The sequence below is a fragment of the Flavobacterium frigoritolerans genome (genome assembly GCF_025847275.1).
Lineage (GTDB): Bacteria > Bacteroidota > Bacteroidia > Flavobacteriales > Flavobacteriaceae > Flavobacterium > Flavobacterium frigoritolerans.
Genome location: NZ_JAOZEV010000005.1, coordinates 215313 through 233746, shown reverse-complemented (window position 1 = coordinate 233746; position 18434 = coordinate 215313). Strand labels below are relative to the sequence as shown.

General features: G+C 33.0%; 16 protein-coding genes. 12 read left to right on the top strand and 4 right to left on the bottom strand.

Features of this window, described 5'->3' with window-relative positions:
• Positions 1-55: 55 nt before the first annotated feature.
• The gene (locus OIU80_RS08980; RefSeq protein WP_264286692.1) at positions 56-2116 is read right to left on the bottom strand and encodes a M13 family metallopeptidase; all 2061 of its coding nucleotides are present in this window, start codon (positions 2114-2116) and stop codon (positions 56-58) included.
• A 223-nt stretch (positions 2117-2339) separates the two neighbouring features.
• Between OIU80_RS08980 and OIU80_RS08975 the strand changes: the two genes are divergently transcribed.
• The 4 genes from OIU80_RS08975 to OIU80_RS08960 all read left to right on the top strand — a co-directional run bounded on the left by OIU80_RS08975 (position 2340) and on the right by OIU80_RS08960 (position 5656).
• Positions 2340-3005 carry an SCO family protein gene (locus OIU80_RS08975; RefSeq protein ID WP_264286691.1) on the top strand — a complete coding sequence of 222 codons (666 nt, stop codon included), beginning with the start codon at positions 2340-2342 and terminating at the stop codon, positions 3003-3005.
• A gap of 183 nt (positions 3006-3188) precedes the next feature.
• Positions 3189-3419: a FeoA family protein gene (locus OIU80_RS08970; RefSeq protein WP_264286690.1), complete on the top strand. Its 231-nt coding sequence runs from the start codon at positions 3189-3191 to the stop codon at positions 3417-3419.
• A gap of 8 nt (positions 3420-3427) precedes the next feature.
• Positions 3428-5527 (top strand): ferrous iron transport protein B, encoded by a 2100-nt coding sequence (gene feoB, locus OIU80_RS08965; protein WP_264286689.1) that lies wholly within the window; start codon positions 3428-3430, stop codon positions 5525-5527.
• 6 nt (positions 5528-5533) lie between these two features.
• A complete protein-coding gene (locus tag OIU80_RS08960) occupies positions 5534-5656 on the top strand; it encodes a FeoB-associated Cys-rich membrane protein (protein ID WP_264286688.1) in 123 nt (40 codons plus the stop codon).
• A gap of 453 nt (positions 5657-6109) precedes the next feature.
• On the opposite strand, the gene OIU80_RS08955 is transcribed toward OIU80_RS08960, so the two are convergent.
• The 3 genes from OIU80_RS08955 to OIU80_RS08945 all read right to left on the bottom strand — a co-directional run bounded on the left by OIU80_RS08955 (position 6110) and on the right by OIU80_RS08945 (position 9196).
• Positions 6110-6763: a metal-dependent transcriptional regulator gene (locus tag OIU80_RS08955; protein ID WP_264286687.1), complete on the bottom strand. Its 654-nt coding sequence runs from the start codon at positions 6761-6763 to the stop codon at positions 6110-6112.
• A 102-nt stretch (positions 6764-6865) separates the two neighbouring features.
• Entirely contained in the window at positions 6866-8734 is a 1869-nt protein-coding gene (locus OIU80_RS08950) for an Nramp family divalent metal transporter (RefSeq protein WP_264286686.1), read from the bottom strand.
• An 84-nt stretch (positions 8735-8818) separates the two neighbouring features.
• Entirely contained in the window at positions 8819-9196 is a 378-nt protein-coding gene (locus OIU80_RS08945) for a Fur family transcriptional regulator (protein ID WP_230605497.1), read from the bottom strand.
• A gap of 84 nt (positions 9197-9280) precedes the next feature.
• Between OIU80_RS08945 and OIU80_RS08940 the strand changes: the two genes are divergently transcribed.
• From OIU80_RS08940 to trhO, 8 genes are all read left to right on the top strand, one after another.
• Positions 9281-9631, top strand: a complete 351-nt coding sequence (locus OIU80_RS08940; protein ID WP_264286685.1) for a MerC family mercury resistance protein — start codon at positions 9281-9283, stop codon at positions 9629-9631.
• A 17-nt stretch (positions 9632-9648) separates the two neighbouring features.
• Positions 9649-10560 (top strand): NAD(P)/FAD-dependent oxidoreductase, encoded by a 912-nt coding sequence (locus tag OIU80_RS08935; RefSeq protein ID WP_264286684.1) that lies wholly within the window; start codon positions 9649-9651, stop codon positions 10558-10560.
• Between the two features lie 411 nt (positions 10561-10971).
• A complete protein-coding gene (locus OIU80_RS08930) occupies positions 10972-13248 on the top strand; it encodes a TonB-dependent receptor (RefSeq protein ID WP_264286683.1) in 2277 nt (758 codons plus the stop codon).
• A 247-nt stretch (positions 13249-13495) separates the two neighbouring features.
• Complete coding sequence (locus tag OIU80_RS08925) at positions 13496-13972, top strand: thioredoxin family protein (RefSeq protein ID WP_264286682.1); 477 nt, start codon at positions 13496-13498, stop codon at positions 13970-13972.
• Between the two features lie 159 nt (positions 13973-14131).
• Complete coding sequence (locus OIU80_RS08920; RefSeq protein ID WP_264286681.1) at positions 14132-15286, top strand: lycopene cyclase family protein; 1155 nt, start codon at positions 14132-14134, stop codon at positions 15284-15286.
• A 16-nt stretch (positions 15287-15302) separates the two neighbouring features.
• A complete protein-coding gene (locus OIU80_RS08915) occupies positions 15303-16100 on the top strand; it encodes a tetratricopeptide repeat protein (protein WP_264286680.1) in 798 nt (265 codons plus the stop codon).
• Between the two features lie 99 nt (positions 16101-16199).
• The gene (locus OIU80_RS08910; RefSeq protein ID WP_264286679.1) at positions 16200-16610 is read left to right on the top strand and encodes a BrxA/BrxB family bacilliredoxin; all 411 of its coding nucleotides are present in this window, start codon (positions 16200-16202) and stop codon (positions 16608-16610) included.
• Between the two features lie 465 nt (positions 16611-17075).
• Entirely contained in the window at positions 17076-18434 is a 1359-nt protein-coding gene (gene trhO, locus OIU80_RS08905) for an oxygen-dependent tRNA uridine(34) hydroxylase TrhO (protein WP_264286678.1), read from the top strand.

Sequence of the window (18434 nt, the reverse complement as noted above, 5' to 3'; positions counted from 1 at the left end):
TACTTAAATAAAAAACGGCTGCCTTATTAAAGACAGCCGTTTTTCGTATATTATTTTACCAAATTTTAACTCGTTTTGATGGTTCGATATACATACCATCTCCTGGTTTTATTGAGAATGCTTCATAAAAAGCATCTACATTTTGTAACGGCACATAAGCTCGGTACATTCCTGGAGAGTGTGGATCTGTTTTAACCTGACTTTTTATTGCTTCATCACGGCTTTTGGTTCTCCAAACGGTTGCCCATGAGATAAAGAAACGTTGTTCTGGAGTGTATCCATCTATTAATCCCGGATTTCCATTAGCTTTTAAATACAATTGCAATCCGTCGTAAGCAGCATTTACTCCACCTAAATCACCTATATTTTCTCCCAATGTAAACTTTCCATCTACATGAATTCCTGGTAAAGGCTCTAATGCACTATATTGATTTGCTAATGCAGTTCCTAAAGCTGTAAACTGTTTTAAATCATCTGCAGTCCACCAATCAACCAAGTTTCCATTTGCATTATAACGTGCTCCTGAATCATCAAATCCATGAGAAATTTCATGTCCAATTACAGCTCCAATTCCACCATAATTTACAGCCTCGTCTGCTTCATAATTATAAAAAGGCGGTTGCAAAATAGCCGCTGGAAATACAATTTCATTATAAGATGGATTATAATATGCGTTTACTGTTTGTGGTGACATTCCCCATACAGTTTTATCAACTGGCTGCTTGTATTTAGAAATATTATCATTATAGCTCCATTTAGCTAGGTTAAGACTATTATCAAAATAAGTTCCTCCCTCAGATACATCTTTAATAACTAAAGCACTATAATCTTTCCATTTGTCAGGATAACCAATCTTTATTGCAATTTTGTTAAGTTTCTCAATTGCTTTTGTTTTTGTCTCTGCTGACATCCATGGCAAATTAGTAATACGATTTTGGTAAGCCAAAACTATATTCTGAATCATTTTTTCGGCTTTTACTTTTGCTTCAGCTGGAAACATTTTTTCAACGTACAATTTACCTAAAGATTCTCCAACAACTTGATTTATTACCTGAAGTGCTCTTTCTTCACTAGGGCGTTGTTTTATCGCTCCTGTTAATGTTTTTCCATAAAAATCAAAGTTCGCATCTTCTATTTGAGTAGTTAACTGTGATGTTGATTTATTTAAAGCACTCCATTTTAAGTATTCTTTCCAAGCAGCTACTTTATTTTCGGTAAAAATTGTCTGTAACGCTTTCATGTAACGAGGTTGTGTTACAATAATCGTGTCTGCTTTTGCCATTCCTATACCCGAAAGATATTTATCCCATTGAATTGCTGGTGTCATCTTTTTAAGATCAGCTACTGCTGTTGGGTTATATTGCAATCTTCCATCTCTACGCTCAACACGGTCTAATCTTGGCGCCGACATAGCTGTTTCTAATGCTAAAATTTGAGCAGCACTCTCTTTAGCCTTTTGTGGAGACTCTCCGATGAACTGCAACATTCTTGCAATATGAAGTTCGTACTTAGCACGCTTTTCTTTAGAATCTTTATCTTCAGACACATAATAATCTTTATCAGACAACCCTAATCTACCAACGCTTAAACTAACCGTATTAATATTACTGTTCTTTTTATCGGCACTAACATAAATTCCAAAAAAACCAGCTCCTCCTAAAGGTTCCATTTCTATTAAGAAATTCTGCAAATCTGCTACATTTTTGATAGCATCTATTTTATTCAAATAAGGTTTTAATGGCTTAATTCCCTGTTTGTTTCTTCCAACAGTATCTAAGATGGTATTAAAAAGCGCAATTGCTTTTCCTTGCTCTGTAGTCGATTTGTACTTTTGACTTTTTGAAGCTTCCTTTAAAATTGCCAAAGCATCATTATCGGTCTTCTGACGTAGTTCATTAAAACTTCCCCATGCATTTCTGTCACTTGGAATTTCTGTTTTGTCTAACCAAGTTCCGTTTACATAACGAAAGAAATCTTGGCTTGGCTTAACATTTTTATCCATTAAAGAAACATCAATACCTGATGCTTTTGGTGCTGCACTTTGCGCTTGACACATTGTAAATCCTAACACAGCAGGAATAGCAAATAACAAATGCTTATTAAATTGTCTTTTCATATTTTGTTTTTGTTTAGTATTCACAAACTTATTGTTATTATTTTAAATAAAATGTTAACAATAACAAGATTTTTTGTTTCAAATTTTAAAATCCCTAATTATTATAAAAAAACGAAACGACTAAATATTAGCTACAAAAAACCACATCCTATAATTTGGTTAAAAAAAACAATGTTACCTTATTTAAAAAGAGGTTTTTGTACTTTTGCACCAAATTATTTTTATGAAATCTTTACTCTACAAATACAGGAAGTTTTTCTTGGTACTTTTCGTGTTTTCTGCTGTTACAATTTCGTTGTTCTATTCTGCATTAAAACCTAGTAAAACATTACCTATTTATAATCCAGCCGATGTAAATCCTGAACTGGTTGATAGCACTATGCAATATAAAAGTAAGTATCATACAATTGCCGATTTTGCATTTGTAAATCAAAATGGTGATACAATCACTCAAAAAGATTACGAAGGAAAAATATATGTCGCGGATTTCTTTTTTACCACTTGCGGTTCTATTTGTCCAAAAATGACTGCTAATCTAGCCGATGTTCAAAAAGCAATTTTAAACAATCCAAAAGTAAAATTACTTTCGCATACTGTATTTCCCGAAACAGATAGTGTTCCGGTTTTAAAAGCATATGCTATAAAAAATGGTGTTATAGACAGCAAGTGGAATCTTGTTACTGGTGACAAAAAAGAGATTTATACCATGGCTAGAAAATCATATTTGGCTGTAAAACTAGGAAGACCTGATCAATTATATGATATGGTACATACTGAGAACTTCATTTTAGTAGATCAAAAAAGAAGAGTTCGTGGTTTTTATGACGGAACCAAAAAGGAAGATATTCAAAAACTAATAGAAGATATTACCTTTTTGTCTGCCGAATAAGTTTTCCTGTTAAAAATTCCTTTTAAAAGAGTTAATTCCCTGAATAAAAGATTTTCGTTTAACTTTTACTGATTCTGATTTGATATGTGAATTATATCTTAAAACATTGAAACCATAGCACAAAACGACCTCAAATAAATATTAAATGATTAATATTGCAATATTAATTCAATCTAAATAAACTTGAAAAATTCTATCCACTCCCTTAAAAAAGGCGAAAAAGCCACTATCAAAGAATTTGATATTGATCTCGTTCCGTTGAAATTATTAGAAATGGGTTGCTTACCAGGTAACATGGTCGAATTGCTTCAAATTGCTCCGTTTGGAGGTCCTTTATATTTGAATATTAATGGTTCACATGTAGCTATTCGAATAGAAACAGCACGTGTAATTGAAGTAGAAATAATCAAATAGAATTTGCAATGAGTATTCAAAATATAAATGTAGCCTTAATAGGTAATCCAAATACAGGAAAAACTTCAGTTTTTAATCAATTAACGGGTCTTAATCAACAAGTAGGAAACTATCCTGGAATTACTGTTGAGAAAAAAATGGGCTTTTGTAAATTGCCAAATAACATCAAAGCCAATATTCTCGATTTACCGGGAACTTACAGTTTAAATGCCAGCTCTATCGATGAGAATATGGTGATTGAACTTTTGTTGAACAAGAATGACAAATTATATCCAGATGTAGCATTGGTTGTTACTGATGTTGAGAATCTAAAACGAAATTTACTACTTTATACTCAAATAAAAGATCTTGAAATTCCAACAATATTAGTTATTAATATGGCTGATAGAATGGAATCTAAAGGTATTTCTTTAGATATCCCATATCTCGAAGAACACTTAAAGACAAAAATTGCTTTAATAAGTTCACGTAAAGGTCATGGAATCGAAGAGCTTAAAAATTTGATTGTTGACTACAAAAACATTCCAAATGAACCGTGCTTAAACGCATCGATTATTGATCCAGAATATTTTAAAAGTTTACAACATGCTTTTCCTAACCAACTATTGTACAAATTATGGTTAGTAATTACTCAGGATGTCAACTTTTTAAATTTAGATAGAAATGAAGTCAGAAGTACCTTTACCAAATCGCACTCTGAATTAAAACGTTTACAACAAAAAGAAACGATTAAGAGATATCAATTTATAAATGATGTTTTAAAAGAAGGTTTAAAAGTAGATCATACAGTAGCTACAGACTTCCGTGCCAAACTAGACCGCATATTAACACATAAGGTTTGGGGTTATGTTGTGTTTTTTGCCATTTTATTTATAATTTTTCAAGCTATATTCCAGTGGGCAACCATACCAATGGATTTTATAGACAGTACATTTGCATCATTAAGTGCGTTAGCTGCTGAAAGATTACCAAGCGGCATCCTAACCGACCTGATTTCTCAAGGAATCATCCCAGGAATTGGCGGAATCTTGATATTTATTCCACAAATTGCCTTCTTATTCCTCTTCATTTCTATTCTTGAAGAAAGTGGTTATATGAGCCGTGTAGTTTTCCTTATGGATAAAATCATGCGTAAATTTGGTTTATCAGGAAAGAGTGTCGTTCCTTTAATTTCAGGGACTGCCTGTGCAATTCCAGCAATTATGGCAACTCGTAATATCGAAAACTGGAAAGAGAGATTAATCACTATTTTGGTAACTCCATTTACAACCTGTTCGGCTAGATTACCTGTTTACGCAATTATCATTTCATTGGTAATTCCAGATGAACGTCTTTTTGGGTTCCTTAACATGCAAGGATTAACTTTAATGTTATTGTATCTTCTAGGTTTTGGAACAGCAATTCTATCTGCTTATATTTTAAATAAGATTCTAAAAATAAAAAACAAAACATATTTTGTAGTTGAAATGCCAAGCTACAAAACACCATTATTTAAAAACGTTGCAATAAACGTAGTTGAGAAAACAAAAGCTTTCGTTTTTGGCGCAGGAAAGATAATCTTGGCAATATCTGTTGTTTTATGGTTTTTAGCCTCATACGGCCCTGGAAAAAACTTTAATGAAGCAGAAGCCATCGTAATCGAAAGACACAAAGACAAGCCTTTGGATGATTTTGAGTTTGAAGAAGCTGTTGCATCACAAAAAATAGAAAACTCGTATATCGGATTGATGGGTAAAACTATCGAACCTATAATCTCTCCTTTAGGATACGATTGGAAAATTGGTATTGCAATTATTAGCTCATTTGCAGCCAGAGAAGTATTTGTAGGTACACTAGCAACTATCTACAGTGTAGGTGGTACAGATAATGAGGCTACAATAAAAAGCAAAATGCAAGAAGAAATCAATCCTCAAACAGGTGAAAAAATCTTTAATTTTGCTTCAGGAATCTCGTTATTACTCTTTTATGCTTTTGCTTTACAGTGCGCAAGTACTCTTGCTATTACCAAAAAGGAAACAAACTCTTGGAAATGGCCAATGATTCAGCTTGTATTAATGAGTGGCTTCGCATATATTACAGCTTTATTAGCTTATCAATTATTAAAATAATGTATCATGGTACAAGAAATAATAGCTTTTATAATTCTATTAGTAGCGGTTGCCTTCTTAATTCGTAAGTATTTCTGGAAATCTAAAAAGAAAGGGAATTGTGGAGAAAATGACTGTGGATGTCACTAGGACTCTAAGGTTCTGAGGTACTAAGAAACAAAGGTTCAAAGGTTGCTCGGTTTATATATAAACTCGACAATCTTTGAACCTTTTACTTTATACAATATTATTATTATCACCCTGAGCGGAGTCGAAGGGACTCAGCCAGACATATAATCACATTATGGAAAACCTATATTGCGTAGACGCACTGCGGTGCGTCTCTACGGGAAACCTTTGCGTCTTTGTCCCTCTGCTTCTTTGAACCTTCTTCAAAAACCTTTGACCTTTTTCTTTACACAATTTTGTCACCCTGAGTGGAGTCGAAGGGCGTACGGGGCTTCGACAGAGTTTATCCTGAGCGAACCCGAATGGACTCAGCAGACATGAATGCGCAAACCAAACCTTTGCTTCTTGGTACCTCAGAACCTTAGAGCATTTGTTTCTTTGAACCTTAGAATCTTAGCGCCTTAGTACCTTTTTTCAAATTAGCTTCACAAATAGATTCGATGCTATTTTGCTAGAAATTGTCAATTCTCTTTCGTTTACTTTAATTTTTAAAGACAAATCGAAACTTTCTTTCGACAAACATTCAATTTTAGATCCCAAAGCAATTCCTTGTTTGTCGAGGTATTGCAAGAACTCTGATGAGGTATCTTTAACACCTACACAAATACCAACTTGCTTTTCGTTAAGTTCCGAAAGCAGTTGTTTTTCGACTTTAATAATTCGCCCTTGTGCATCAGGAATTGGGTCACCGTGTGGATCCTCGGTTGGATTACCCAAAAAGTCATCCAATTTATTTATTAATTGTTCTGATTTAATATGTTCTAATTGTTCTGCAATATCATGAACTTCATCCCAAGAAAAATCAAGCTTATCTACTAGAAATACTTCCCATAAACGGTGTTTACGGACAATCATTTTAGCCGCCAGTTTTCCATTTTCAGTAAGCGATACCCCTTGATATTTTTTATAGTTTATCAAATCCTTTTCGGATAATTTCTTAAGCATATCTGTTACCGATGAGGCTTTAGTTTCCATCATTTCAGCAATCGCGTTAGTACTAACCTCTGCTTCAGAAGAAGTCGTTAGATGATAAATGGCTTTAAGGTAGTTTTCTTCTGAGAAGGTCATTTTTTTTTTTTAAGATTCTAAGACGCAAAGGCACAAAGGTTCTAAGGTTTACTTTAGATTATAAAAATCTTAGCCCCTTAGAATCTCAGCAACTCAGCAACTTTATTTAACAATAAACAAAGGTATCGAAATTTTATGACGCAGTTTATCGACAGTCGTGCCAAAAATTAAATCTTTGAAGCCCGTATGTCCATGCGTTCCCATCACCAAAATATCAAAACTTCCTTTATTTACAATGATCGGAATAATATTGTTTGGCTTACCAAAACCGAGTTCTGTCTCGATTTTAAATCCTTTTGCAGTAAGCATTTCTTTATATTCTAACAGTAGTCTTTCATCGATTGTTGTTTCATGATCGTCAACATTTTGACCATACATAAGAGCACCAACCGTTTCTACCACATGAATTAAAGTATAATTAGCATCTATCCCTCCTAGTTCAAAGGCGCTGTTAATAGCTGCTTCATCGGCATTAGAGAAATCAACAGAAATCGCAATATTCTTTTTGCTGTATGTCTCTTTTACAGAAAAACGTAAGGAAAGGTTATGAGGTGAATGATTTTGTATATCAGATTTTGCTTTAGCAACAAATGGCTTTACAACTATATAAAGTAACAAAACTAAAAATGCAATTGCCAAAGGCACCACAGTAACCCAAAGTACGATTGGATTCTCAGAAGCTTCTAACCAACCACTTATTTCGTCGTAAACTAATTTTCCGTTTAGTGATACAATAATAAGGGCAATAATCCAGGCTGTAACCTGAGTTAATCGGCTAATATGAAACCCTTTCATTTTTGTTTTATCACTTACAAAATGTATTAGCGGAATAATTGCGAATCCCAATTGCAAACTCAAAATTACCTGACTTAGAATCAATAATTTTCCAGTGACACTTTCGCCATAAATCAAGATTACAACTACAGCAGGAACAATAGCAATTAGGCGTGTTATTATTCGTCGAACCCAAGGCTGGATTCTTAAATTCAAATAGCCTTCCATAACGATTTGACCAGCCAAAGTCCCAGTAATTGTTGAACTTTGTCCAGCTGCAATTAAAGCGACTGCAAAAAGTATTGGCGCCCATTTAGTCCCTAAAAGAGGTTCCAAAAACTGATGTGCGTCTTGAATCTCAGCAACTTCAAACATCCCATTTCGATGAAAAGTTGCAGCCGCTAAAATCAAAATAGCAGCATTTACAAAAAAAGCAAGATTAAGGGCTATGGTTGAATCTATCAAGTTGTATTTTAATGCCTGCTTGATTCCAGCAGTACTTCGATCAAATTTTCTCGTTTGTACTAAAGAAGAATGCAAATACAAATTATGAGGCATTACAGTTGCTCCAATAATTCCGATTGCGATATACAATGCTGCTGAATTAGGAAGAGAAGGGATCAATCCGTATAATACTTTATCTAGTTCTGGTTCTGCAAAAATCATTTCAAAAACAAAAGAAAAACCAATAATTGCAACCAAAACTATAATAAAAGCCTCCATTTTTCGAATGCCCTTATTTATCAAGAATAGTAATAAGAAAGTATCTAGAACAGTAATTAAAACTCCTTCGATGAGCGGAATATCAAACAATAAATTAATACCAATTGCCATCCCTAAAACCTCAGCAAGATCACAAGCTGCAATAGCGACTTCGGCAAGAATATATAATATATAATTGATAAATTTAGAATAGGTTTCTCTTGAAGCTTGTGCCAAATCACGTTGGGTCACGATTCCTAATCGCGCGCTAAGACTTTGTAATAACAAAGCCATTAAGTTACTCATCAGTAAAACCCAAAGTAAAGCATAACCAAACTGGCTTCCGCCTGCAATATCTGTCGCCCAGTTTCCTGGATCCATATATCCAACACTCACCAAATAAGCTGGACCAAAAAAAGCTAGAATTTTTCTAAAGACAGATTTTTTATTTTGCGTTTGAACCGATTGGTTAACTTCTTCAAGAGATTTAGTCATTTCATAAAAATTATTAAAGCAAATATATACAAAAATTGCATTGCTCAAACATTATTTTTAGCCTTGTCTAAATGTTAAATGAAATTATAAACAATTCGGGCACAATCCAGAAAGAGTAAAATTCACATCATTAACCTTGTAATTACGGGGAATTATATAGCTTGGCTGCACATTTTCCATACAGGTAACTTTCAAACATTTTTCACAACTAAAATGCACATGATTGTGAATATGTACATGATTTTCGTGATGACATTTAGCATATTTAATAGTTCCATCAAGATTTACAATTTTGTGAATAACATCCTCATTAACCAAGCGGTCTAAAATCCTATAAATAGTAACGCGATCACACAAATCCTGAGTTAATTTATGAATCTCAGAATGAGATAATGCCGAATCTGAATTGGTAATTAAATCCAAAATGGCCCCTTTGGCCACAGTATTACGAGTAACTTTCATAAATAAAACATTAACGCAACATAGTTGCATTTGAAATAATTTTCTATATTTGCAACATAATTGCATTAAACAAATATACAAGAAATGAAAACAAAAACAACTTTTAATTGGGACTTATTAGGGATTTCAAGCGCAACTATATGCTTCGTTCATTGTTTAATATTTCCTATCCTAACAATAATACCAATAGGTATTACACACAATCCACTAATCGATTTGCTATTTGCATCCATAGGTTTCTTTGCAATTATAAAAATAGTAAAAAAAGCAACGTTACTAGTAAACAGTATTCTAATTGTATCGATAACACTAATTTTTCTAAGCATCGTAATAGAAATTCTCTTAGATGTTCACACCTATTTGATCTTTATTGGTGGAATTGGGATGATAATTGGTCATTACCTAAACTATAAAAATCACAAAATAAAACATTAATCATAAACATGAAACCCATGATAAACAACAATAAATATGATGTAATAATAATCGGAGGCAGCTATGCCGGTTTTTCTGCTGCAATGGCATTGGGGCGTTCCTTACGAAAAGTACTAATCATTGATAGTGGAAAACCTTGCAACCAGCAAACTCCATATTCGCACAATTTCATAACGCATGATGGAAAGAAACCTTCTGATATTAATGCTAAAGCAAAAAAACAAGTCTTAAAATATCCAACAGTGTCTTTCTTAGAAGACAAGGTTAGTAAAGTTCTAAAAAAAGAAAGCGATTTTGAAATAAATACACAAAAAGGGGAAACATTTACTTCCCGAAAAATACTTTTTACAACAGGATTAAAAGATATATTCCCAAAAATAAATGGGTTTGCAGAATGCTGGGGAATTTCAATATTGCATTGCCCTTATTGCCACGGATATGAGGTTAAAAATGAAAAAACCGGCATTATTGCAAACGGAGCTATGGGATTTGAATTCACAAAGATGGTTTCTAATTGGACGAAAGACCTAACTGTATTTACAAATGGTGAAACATCGCTAACTAAAGAACAAAGTACTATTCTTGAGAAAAAAAATATCACTATTGTTGAGACACAAATAGATTATTTTCAACATAATGAAGGCAAGTTAATGAGCATCATTTTTAAAGATGGAACTAAAACTGCTGTAAAAGCACTTTATGCCAAACCTCCTTTTGAACAACATTCTCTTTTACCACAAGAATTAGGATGCGAAATAACAGAACAAGGCTTAATAAAGGTCGATGCTTTCCAAAAAACAACTATTGCGGGCATTTATGCAGCAGGCGACAATAGCACATTTGTTCGTTCGCTAGCTTTGGCAGTTTCTTCGGGATCTGTAGCAGGTGCATTAATAAACAAGGAACTTATTGAGGAAGATTTTGTTTAGTTACAAAATGTAATTATTCTAAACACATAGCAACATAGATTTTGGTAGTCTCAAAAAAGGCGTTTCACTTGTTTGAAACACACAAAGCTAGTTATGTGAAAGGAATATATTTCTTTTTGTGCTCTCTTTTACACATAAAATCTATGTTGCTATTTGCTAAATAAATCTTTTATGACCCGAGCAGAATAGCCGAAATAATTACACCAAACAGGTTGTTTTTAATCAAAAAACAGCATTTTAAGAATTTTACTTTTTATTAAATTCCAATTGTTTTGGTTTGCGGTTGGAATAGTAAGCGGTTCATTTTTAATAACGAACCGCTTTTTTTAATGTTTAAATATATTTTTAATCATTAGAATTTTGTTTATCAAATATAATTTTTAGATTTGTCTAAAATATAATTTACATAAAATGAAATATTTATTTACAATACTACTGTTTTCAATGCTTCAGGTTTCATTTTCACAAAATACCTCTTCAATTTCAGGAAAAGTATCTGTTGAAAATCAAGAAAACCTACAAGCAAATGTTCAATTATTAAAAACTAATTACAGAACCCAAACTGATAGTTTAGGCTATTACAAATTAGAAAGTATCCCTCAAGGCAATTATAAAATTCAAATTTCATCTCTTGGGTTGCAAACTATAACGAAAAATATTACCGTAAAGGAAAATCAACCCCTGACTTTAGATTTTGAATTATCTAATAATGAAAACGAGCTAAATGAAGTAGTAATTTCGGGAACACTAAAAGCAGTAAAAAGACTAGAAAGTGCTGTACCTGTCGAAGTTTATACTCCTGTATTCTTTAAAAAAAATCCAACTGCCAACATTTATGAAGCCTTACAAAATGTAAATGGAGTGCGACCTCAGCTTAATTGTGGTGTTTGCAACACAGGAGACATTCATATAAATGGACTTGAAGGCCCTTATACTTCCGTAATGATAGATGGGATGCCAATTGTAAGTAGTTTGTCTACCGTTTATGGATTATCAGGAATTCCAAATTCACTGGTAGAAAGAATTGAAATTGTAAAAGGTCCTGCATCTTCTTTATATGGGAGCGAAGCAGTTGGTGGTTTAATTAACATCATAACAAAAAGTGCTGCCAATGCACCCGTTTTCTCAGCAGATGTTTTTACCACAAGTTGGCTGGAAACTAATGTAGATCTGGGAATGAAGTTCAATGCTGGTAAAAATGCAACGGCTTTACTAGGAATTAATTATTTCAGTTACAACCAAAAAATTGACAATGATAATGATGGTTTTACAGATGTTACGCTTCAGGACCGTATATCCGTATTTCAAAAATGGTCTTTTAAAAGAAAAGAAAACAGAATTTTCACTATTGCTGGACGCGGAATGTATGAAGATCGTTGGGGTGGTGATGTTCGCTGGGAGAAAAAATATAGAGGTGGCGATGAAATTTATGGGGAAAGCGTTTACACCAAACGCGGTGAGCTTATAGGAAGTTATCAATTACCAACAGATGAGAAACTGATATTTTCATTCTCTGGTAATGTACATTATCAGGACAGTCGCTACGGAACTACCTCTTATATTGCCAACCAAAAAATAGGTTTTGCTCAACTTACTTGGGATAAAAAAATTAGAAACAATGATTTACTAGCAGGAATAGCTTCACGTTACACATATTATGATGACAATACCACATCTACAGAATTACAAGGAAAAAACAATCCAGACAAAACATGGCTACCTGGTATATTCTTGCAAGATGAAATAACATTATCAGAAAAACACAAGATATTGTTAGGACTTCGATACGATTACAACTCTATTCATGGGAATATCATAACACCAAGATTTGCTTATAAATTAAAATTCAATGACAATAATATCCTCCGTTTTAATGCTGGAACCGGATACCGAGTAGTGAATTTATTTACAGAAGACCATGCTGCTTTAACTGGCTCAAGAGAAGTAGTTATTGCAAACAATCTAAATCCTGAAAAATCAGTTAACGCCAATTTAAATTACATTAAAAAAATATACTTTTCAAGTGGAACATTTATAGGAATTGAAACTACTGCATTTCACACCCGATTTAGCAATAAAATAATTGCTGATTATGAAACTGACCCAAACAAAATCATATATGATAACATTAATGGCTACGCGGTAAGTCAGGGAATCAGTACAAACATTGACGTTAACTTCAATAATGGATTAAAACTTATTGCAGGCGCAACAATAATGGATGTATCGAATATAGAAAATGGCATCCGAGAAAGACCCTATCTAACAGAGAAATTTACAGCAACTTGGAGTGTTTCATATAAAATTAATCCAATTGATTTAGCAATTGATTATACTGGAAATTTATATAGCCCAATGAAGTTACCATTATTAGGTGATAATGACCCAAGAAGTCCAAATTCGCCATGGTACAGTTTACAAAATATTCAGTTTACTTACACCGGTTGGAAGAATTTTGAGTTATATGCCGGGATTAAAAACCTACTTAACTTTACACCAAAACGAAACAATCCATTCTTGATTTCAAGAACTAACGACCCTTTTGATAAAAATGTTGATTATGACCCAAACGGAAAAGTACTTGTAACACCCGGTAATCCATACGGCATGACATTTGATACAACTTATGTTTATGCTCCAAATCAAGGAATACGCAGTTTCTTCGGATTACGCTATAACCTGAGATAAAGAATTAATGCCACGGATTAAAGAAGTTGACCACGAAAAAGAACGCTGATGACACGGATTTACAAAAGTAAAGACGCGGATAAAAACGGATTTTTTTATTGTTTTTAAATCGGTTTTAATCCGCGTTTTCGCCATAGCGAATTCATTTTATCCGCGTTCCTTTTAAGCCACAGATTATAAAAATTAAAAGAATTTCAAACCTTTGTGCCCTTTGCGGTTAAATTATCGCTGGCAAAAAACAAAACAAATGAAAAAGCTAATTCTAATTATTTTCTTTATAGGAATTAACTCCGCTGGATTTGCTCAACTACGTTCCTATTCGTTTGAACAAATAGACAGTTTACAGCAAATTCGAAAACGGAAAGTCGTCGTTTTTATCCACACCGATTGGTGCAAATATTGTCAGGCGATGAAGAATTCAACTTTCAAAAACAAAACAATAATAGCGCAACTTAACTCCGAATTCTATTTTATTGATTTGAATGCTGAAGAAAAAAGAACAATCCGCTTCAATAATCGAACATTCAATTATGAACCAACCAGAAACAATAGCGGAGTTAATGAATTGGCTATTCAATTAGGAACTGTAAATAATCAACTAACTTACCCAATTATTTGTGTTTTAAATCTCGAAAACGAGATCATACTCCAAGACACAAACTATCGCAATGCTAAAGACTTAGAACTGATTTTGTCTAAACTGAAAGAACCCGATAAAAGCTAACCACATAAGCAATATAAGTCCATTTAGATAAAACGTTTAAACTTATATTTTCTTAAATAACTTACATGGTTAAAGGAATTCTATGTTTTTAAATTTTCTCATAGATTAAACCCAACGAATTAAATTACCTATTTTTGATAAAAATAGTACCTCCAAAACATGAAACATTTCGATTACATTTTTACAGGAACTGGTTTATCAGCAATGATGACAGTTTATAAGATGGTAGTATCCGAGAAGTTTGTTGGAAAAACTATTTTATTAATTGATGAGGATTCAAAGAAAACCAATGACAGGACTTGGTGTTTTTGGCAAAAAGAGCCATCAATTTGGGAAAGTGTCATTTCAAAAAAATGGGATACCGCTTTATTTGCTAATGAAAGCTTTAAAAGAGATTTAGATTTAAGTCCTTATCAATACAATCAAATTCGTAGTTTGGACTTTTATAATTTTGTTTTAGAACTTATCAAAGAACAAAATGATATTACTTTTCTTAACGACAAAGTAACCGATATTAACGAACTCGACACTCATGTTTTTATAGCTACTTCGACTAATTCCTTTACTTGCAATCAACTTTTAAACAGCATTTATAACAAAGTATTAATCGAAAACCAACAACAATATCCTGTTTTACAACAGCATTTTATAGGTTGGTTCATTAAAAGCAAACAGAATCTTCTTAATCCAGAACAAGTTACTTTCATGGATTTTTCGGTTGCACAAAAAAACAACACACGGTTCATGTATGTTTTACCAACATCCAAAAAAGAAGCTTTATTCGAATACACCCTATTTTCGCATACCCTTTTAGAAAAACAGGAATACGAATCGGAGATTAAAAACTACATTCATAATTTAGGCATACAAGATTATGAGATAGTTGAGAAAGAAAAAGGAAGTATTCCGATGACATGTTACCCCTTTTGGAAAAGAAATACCAAACGTGTACTGAATATTGGTACTGCAGGGGGCTGGACAAAAGCAAGTACAGGGTACACATTCAAAAAGTCGGATAAAAAGTCTACCCAATTAGTGTCGTTTCTTGAAACTCAAACTGATTTTCGAAAATTTCATAAAAAAAATAAATTCTGGTTTTATGATTTACTTTTATTAGATATTCTCGACAGGAATAATGAACTAGGAGGTCGCATATTCTCAGATATGTTCCAAAAAGGAAATCCAGCATTGATTTTTAAGTTTTTAGACGAAGAAACTAGCTTCGCTGAAGATGTTAAAGTTATTTTAAAGTGTCCTAAAACACCATTTATAAAAGCGTTATTTAGGATAGTTTTTCTTTCAAATAAATCTTAAATTCAAATCTTAACTATTGAAAAAAATTATTTTAGGTTTCAGCTTTTTCATTACATTTCTGTCCTTTGGTCAAATCCCAAAAAACGAAGCTCAAGAAGCTATTATTAAACAATCATTAGATAGTTGTGCTTATAAATACAACTACGTTTTTCAAATGCAGGAATGGCAAAGTTGTATCGATGAAGGTTTAAAAAAAGACAGTACGATAGCCTATTTGTGGCAACAAAAAGCAATGCCTTATTTTAAATGTAAAAAGTACGAAGTTGGATTGTCATTTTTAGATAAAGCTGTTGTATATAATAAACAGGAATGGCTCCCTTATAGAGGTTTTATGAAATGCATTTTTTCAAAAACATATAGAGAAGCAATCACAGACCTAGAAGAATGCATTAAACTTTATGGAAATGGCTATAGAATGGATCATCCTTACAGTTTTTATATTGGACTTTGCTATTTACAATTAAACGAATATGATAAAGCGGAAAAACTTTTTGATGATTATGTAAATGATATTTATAAAAACAGACAACAATTAGAACACCCTACCGCATACTTTTATCAAGCCATAGCCAAATATGAACTACAAAAATGGGATGAAGCAATTACAATTCTTGACAAAGCATTAAAAATCTACCCGCAATTCTCAGATGCAAAATATTACAAAGCTATTTGCTGGTTTAGATTAGGCAAACCTAAAGACGAAATTTCAGCCTTAGCAAAAGAAGCTAGAGGAGATTCTGCAAAAGGTTTTACTATTAATGAAGACAATACCATTTACGAAACATACCCTTATCAAATAAAGTTAAATAAATAACGATTAAACTATAACAAAACTTTATACCTGAATTAAAGTTCTTGATTTTAAACTTTGTAACTTTGCAACTCGAAAAAGTTAAACTAAAAAAATAAAAATATGTATCCAGAAGAAATGGTAAAACCAATGCAAGCTGAATTAACAACTGCAGGTTTTCAAGATTTACATAGTGCAGCAGAAGTTGATAACGCAATCAAATCAGAAGGAACAACACTAGTAGTTGTAAATTCAGTATGTGGTTGTGCTGCAAGAAATGCACGTCCAGGAGCAAAAATGAGTTTAGATGGTGCTAAAAAACCAGACCATTTAATCACTGTTTTTGCAGGTGTTGACAAAGAAGCTGTAGATGCAGCAAGACAACATATGTTCCCTTTTCCTCCATCTTCGCCAAGTATGGCTTTATTCAAAAATGGAGAATTGGTTCACATGTTAGAGCGTCACCACATCGAAGGTCGCCCAGCTGAATTAATCGCTGAGAATTTACAAGACGCTTTTAACGAACATTGCTAATATTTAGGCCCTAAGGTTCTGAGTTGCTCAGATTCTGAGGTTCAAAAGAAGCAAAGATTTAAAAAGCACTATTAATTTAGTGCTTTTTTTGTTTTTATACCTTTCTCATTTACTTATAAAACTTTGCTAATCAGCAATAAGACACTCTTTTTAATTGTAGCTTATCCAGCTGTACACTATATCTTTTGTACCAAACACTGGTACAAAAGGATGTCGTTACCATCTGGGCTAGAACCTTCGAAACTCTGATTTTTTTTAAATAGCACGCAGATTGAGCAAATTCTTTTAATTCTTGCAAACGTGAAACCGCAAAAATTTAAGACAATAGAAACCAAATCTAATTAAAAAAGAACTTTGTTTCTTTGCTACTAAAAAACTTAGAACCTCAGAACCGTTGCAACTTAGAACCTTTTTCTATACCTTTGCACCTCAAAAATAATTTCTTAACTTAAAACTGTTTATAGCATGCAACTGTATAACACTTTGAGCGCAGAAGAAAGAGCCATCATGATCGATGATGCCGGTAAACAACGACTAACGTTGTCTTTCTATGCGTATGCCAAAATTCAAGATCCCAAAAAATTTCGCGATGATTTATTTGTAGCCTGGAATGCACTCGATGCATTAGGCCGAATATATGTTGCTAACGAAGGAATAAATGCTCAAATGAGTATTCCGGAAGAAAATTTAGAAGCTTTTAGAGCAACTCTAGAAGTTTATGATTTCATGAAAGGCATACGTTTAAACGAAGCTGTAGAACATGACGATCACTCGTTTTTAAAATTAACTATCAAAGTTCGTGATAAAATTGTTGCTGACGGTCTTAACGATGAGACTTTTGATGTAACCGATATAGGCGTACACTTAAAAGCCAAAGAATTTAACGATATCCTTGAAGACCCAAATACAATTGTTGTTGACTTTAGAAATCACTACGAAAGTGAAGTCGGTCATTTTAAAGGCGCAATTACTCCAGATGTAGAAACTTTTAGAGAAAGTTTACCGATAATCAACGAGCAACTTCAAAATCATAAAGAAGATAAAAACTTGGTAATGTATTGCACAGGTGGAATTCGTTGTGAGAAAGCAAGTGCTTATTTTAAACATCAAGGTTTTAAAAATGTATATCAGCTAGAAGGCGGAATCATTAATTATAAAAAACAACTTGAAGAAGAAGGATTAGAAAGTAAATTCATCGGAAAAAACTTTGTATTTGATAATCGTCTGGGCGAAAGAATCACCGATGATATTATTTCACAATGCCATCAATGCGGAAAACCTTGCGACAATCATACCAATTGCGAAAATGACGGATGCCATTTGTTGTTTATTCAATGCGATGATTGCAAAACTGCAATGGAAAACTGCTGTTCTACGGAATGTCTGGAAGTTATACATATGCCCTTGGTAGATCAGGTAAGAATGAGAACTGGAAAACAAGTTGGGAACAAAGTGTTTAGAAAAGGAAAATCAGAAAATTTAAAATTCAAACATTCTGGTGAACTACCGGATACAGCTTTGGCTGCTGCTGAGAAACCAGCAGATATACGCCAGAAAATAAAAGTAAAAAAAGTACTTCTTGGTAAAGCTGAACATTACTATGTAAAAGCACAAGTTGGTCTTTTTACTATCGAAAATCAAGAGTTAAACATAGGTGACACCATCTTAATCTCTGGACCAACTACAGGAAACCAGGAATTGATTTTAGAAAAAATGATGGTTAACGACACTGCAAATACTACTGCTAAAAAAGGAGATAGAGTTACTTTTGAAGTTCCCTTTAGAATTAGATTGTCGGATAAAATCTATAAAATTTTAGACTAA

Bases quoted from the DNA above. Each gene is read 5' to 3' on its own strand.
- OIU80_RS08950 (WP_264286686.1), bottom strand. From the start codon at position 8,734: ATGACTAAATCTCTTGAAGAAGTTAACCAATCGGTTCAAACGCAAAAT.
- OIU80_RS08925 (WP_264286682.1), top strand. From the start codon at position 13,496: ATGAAAAAGCTAATTCTAATTATTTTCTTTATAGGAATTAACTCCGCT.
- OIU80_RS08920 (WP_264286681.1), top strand. From the start codon at position 14,132: ATGAAACATTTCGATTACATTTTTACAGGAACTGGTTTATCAGCAATG.
- OIU80_RS08945 (WP_230605497.1), bottom strand. From the start codon at position 9,196: ATGAAAGTTACTCGTAATACTGTGGCCAAAGGGGCCATTTTGGATTTA.
- OIU80_RS08975 (WP_264286691.1), top strand. From the start codon at position 2,340: ATGAAATCTTTACTCTACAAATACAGGAAGTTTTTCTTGGTACTTTTC.
- OIU80_RS08910 (WP_264286679.1), top strand. From the start codon at position 16,200: ATGTATCCAGAAGAAATGGTAAAACCAATGCAAGCTGAATTAACAACT.
- OIU80_RS08980 (WP_264286692.1), bottom strand. From the start codon at position 2,116: ATGAAAAGACAATTTAATAAGCATTTGTTATTTGCTATTCCTGCTGTG.
- OIU80_RS08935 (WP_264286684.1), top strand. From the start codon at position 9,649: ATGATAAACAACAATAAATATGATGTAATAATAATCGGAGGCAGCTAT.
- trhO (WP_264286678.1), top strand. From the start codon at position 17,076: ATGCAACTGTATAACACTTTGAGCGCAGAAGAAAGAGCCATCATGATC.
- OIU80_RS08960 (WP_264286688.1), top strand. From the start codon at position 5,534: ATGGTACAAGAAATAATAGCTTTTATAATTCTATTAGTAGCGGTTGCC.
- OIU80_RS08940 (WP_264286685.1), top strand. From the start codon at position 9,281: ATGAAAACAAAAACAACTTTTAATTGGGACTTATTAGGGATTTCAAGC.
- feoB (WP_264286689.1), top strand. From the start codon at position 3,428: ATGAGTATTCAAAATATAAATGTAGCCTTAATAGGTAATCCAAATACA.
- OIU80_RS08955 (WP_264286687.1), bottom strand. From the start codon at position 6,763: ATGACCTTCTCAGAAGAAAACTACCTTAAAGCCATTTATCATCTAACG.
- OIU80_RS08930 (WP_264286683.1), top strand. From the start codon at position 10,972: ATGAAATATTTATTTACAATACTACTGTTTTCAATGCTTCAGGTTTCA.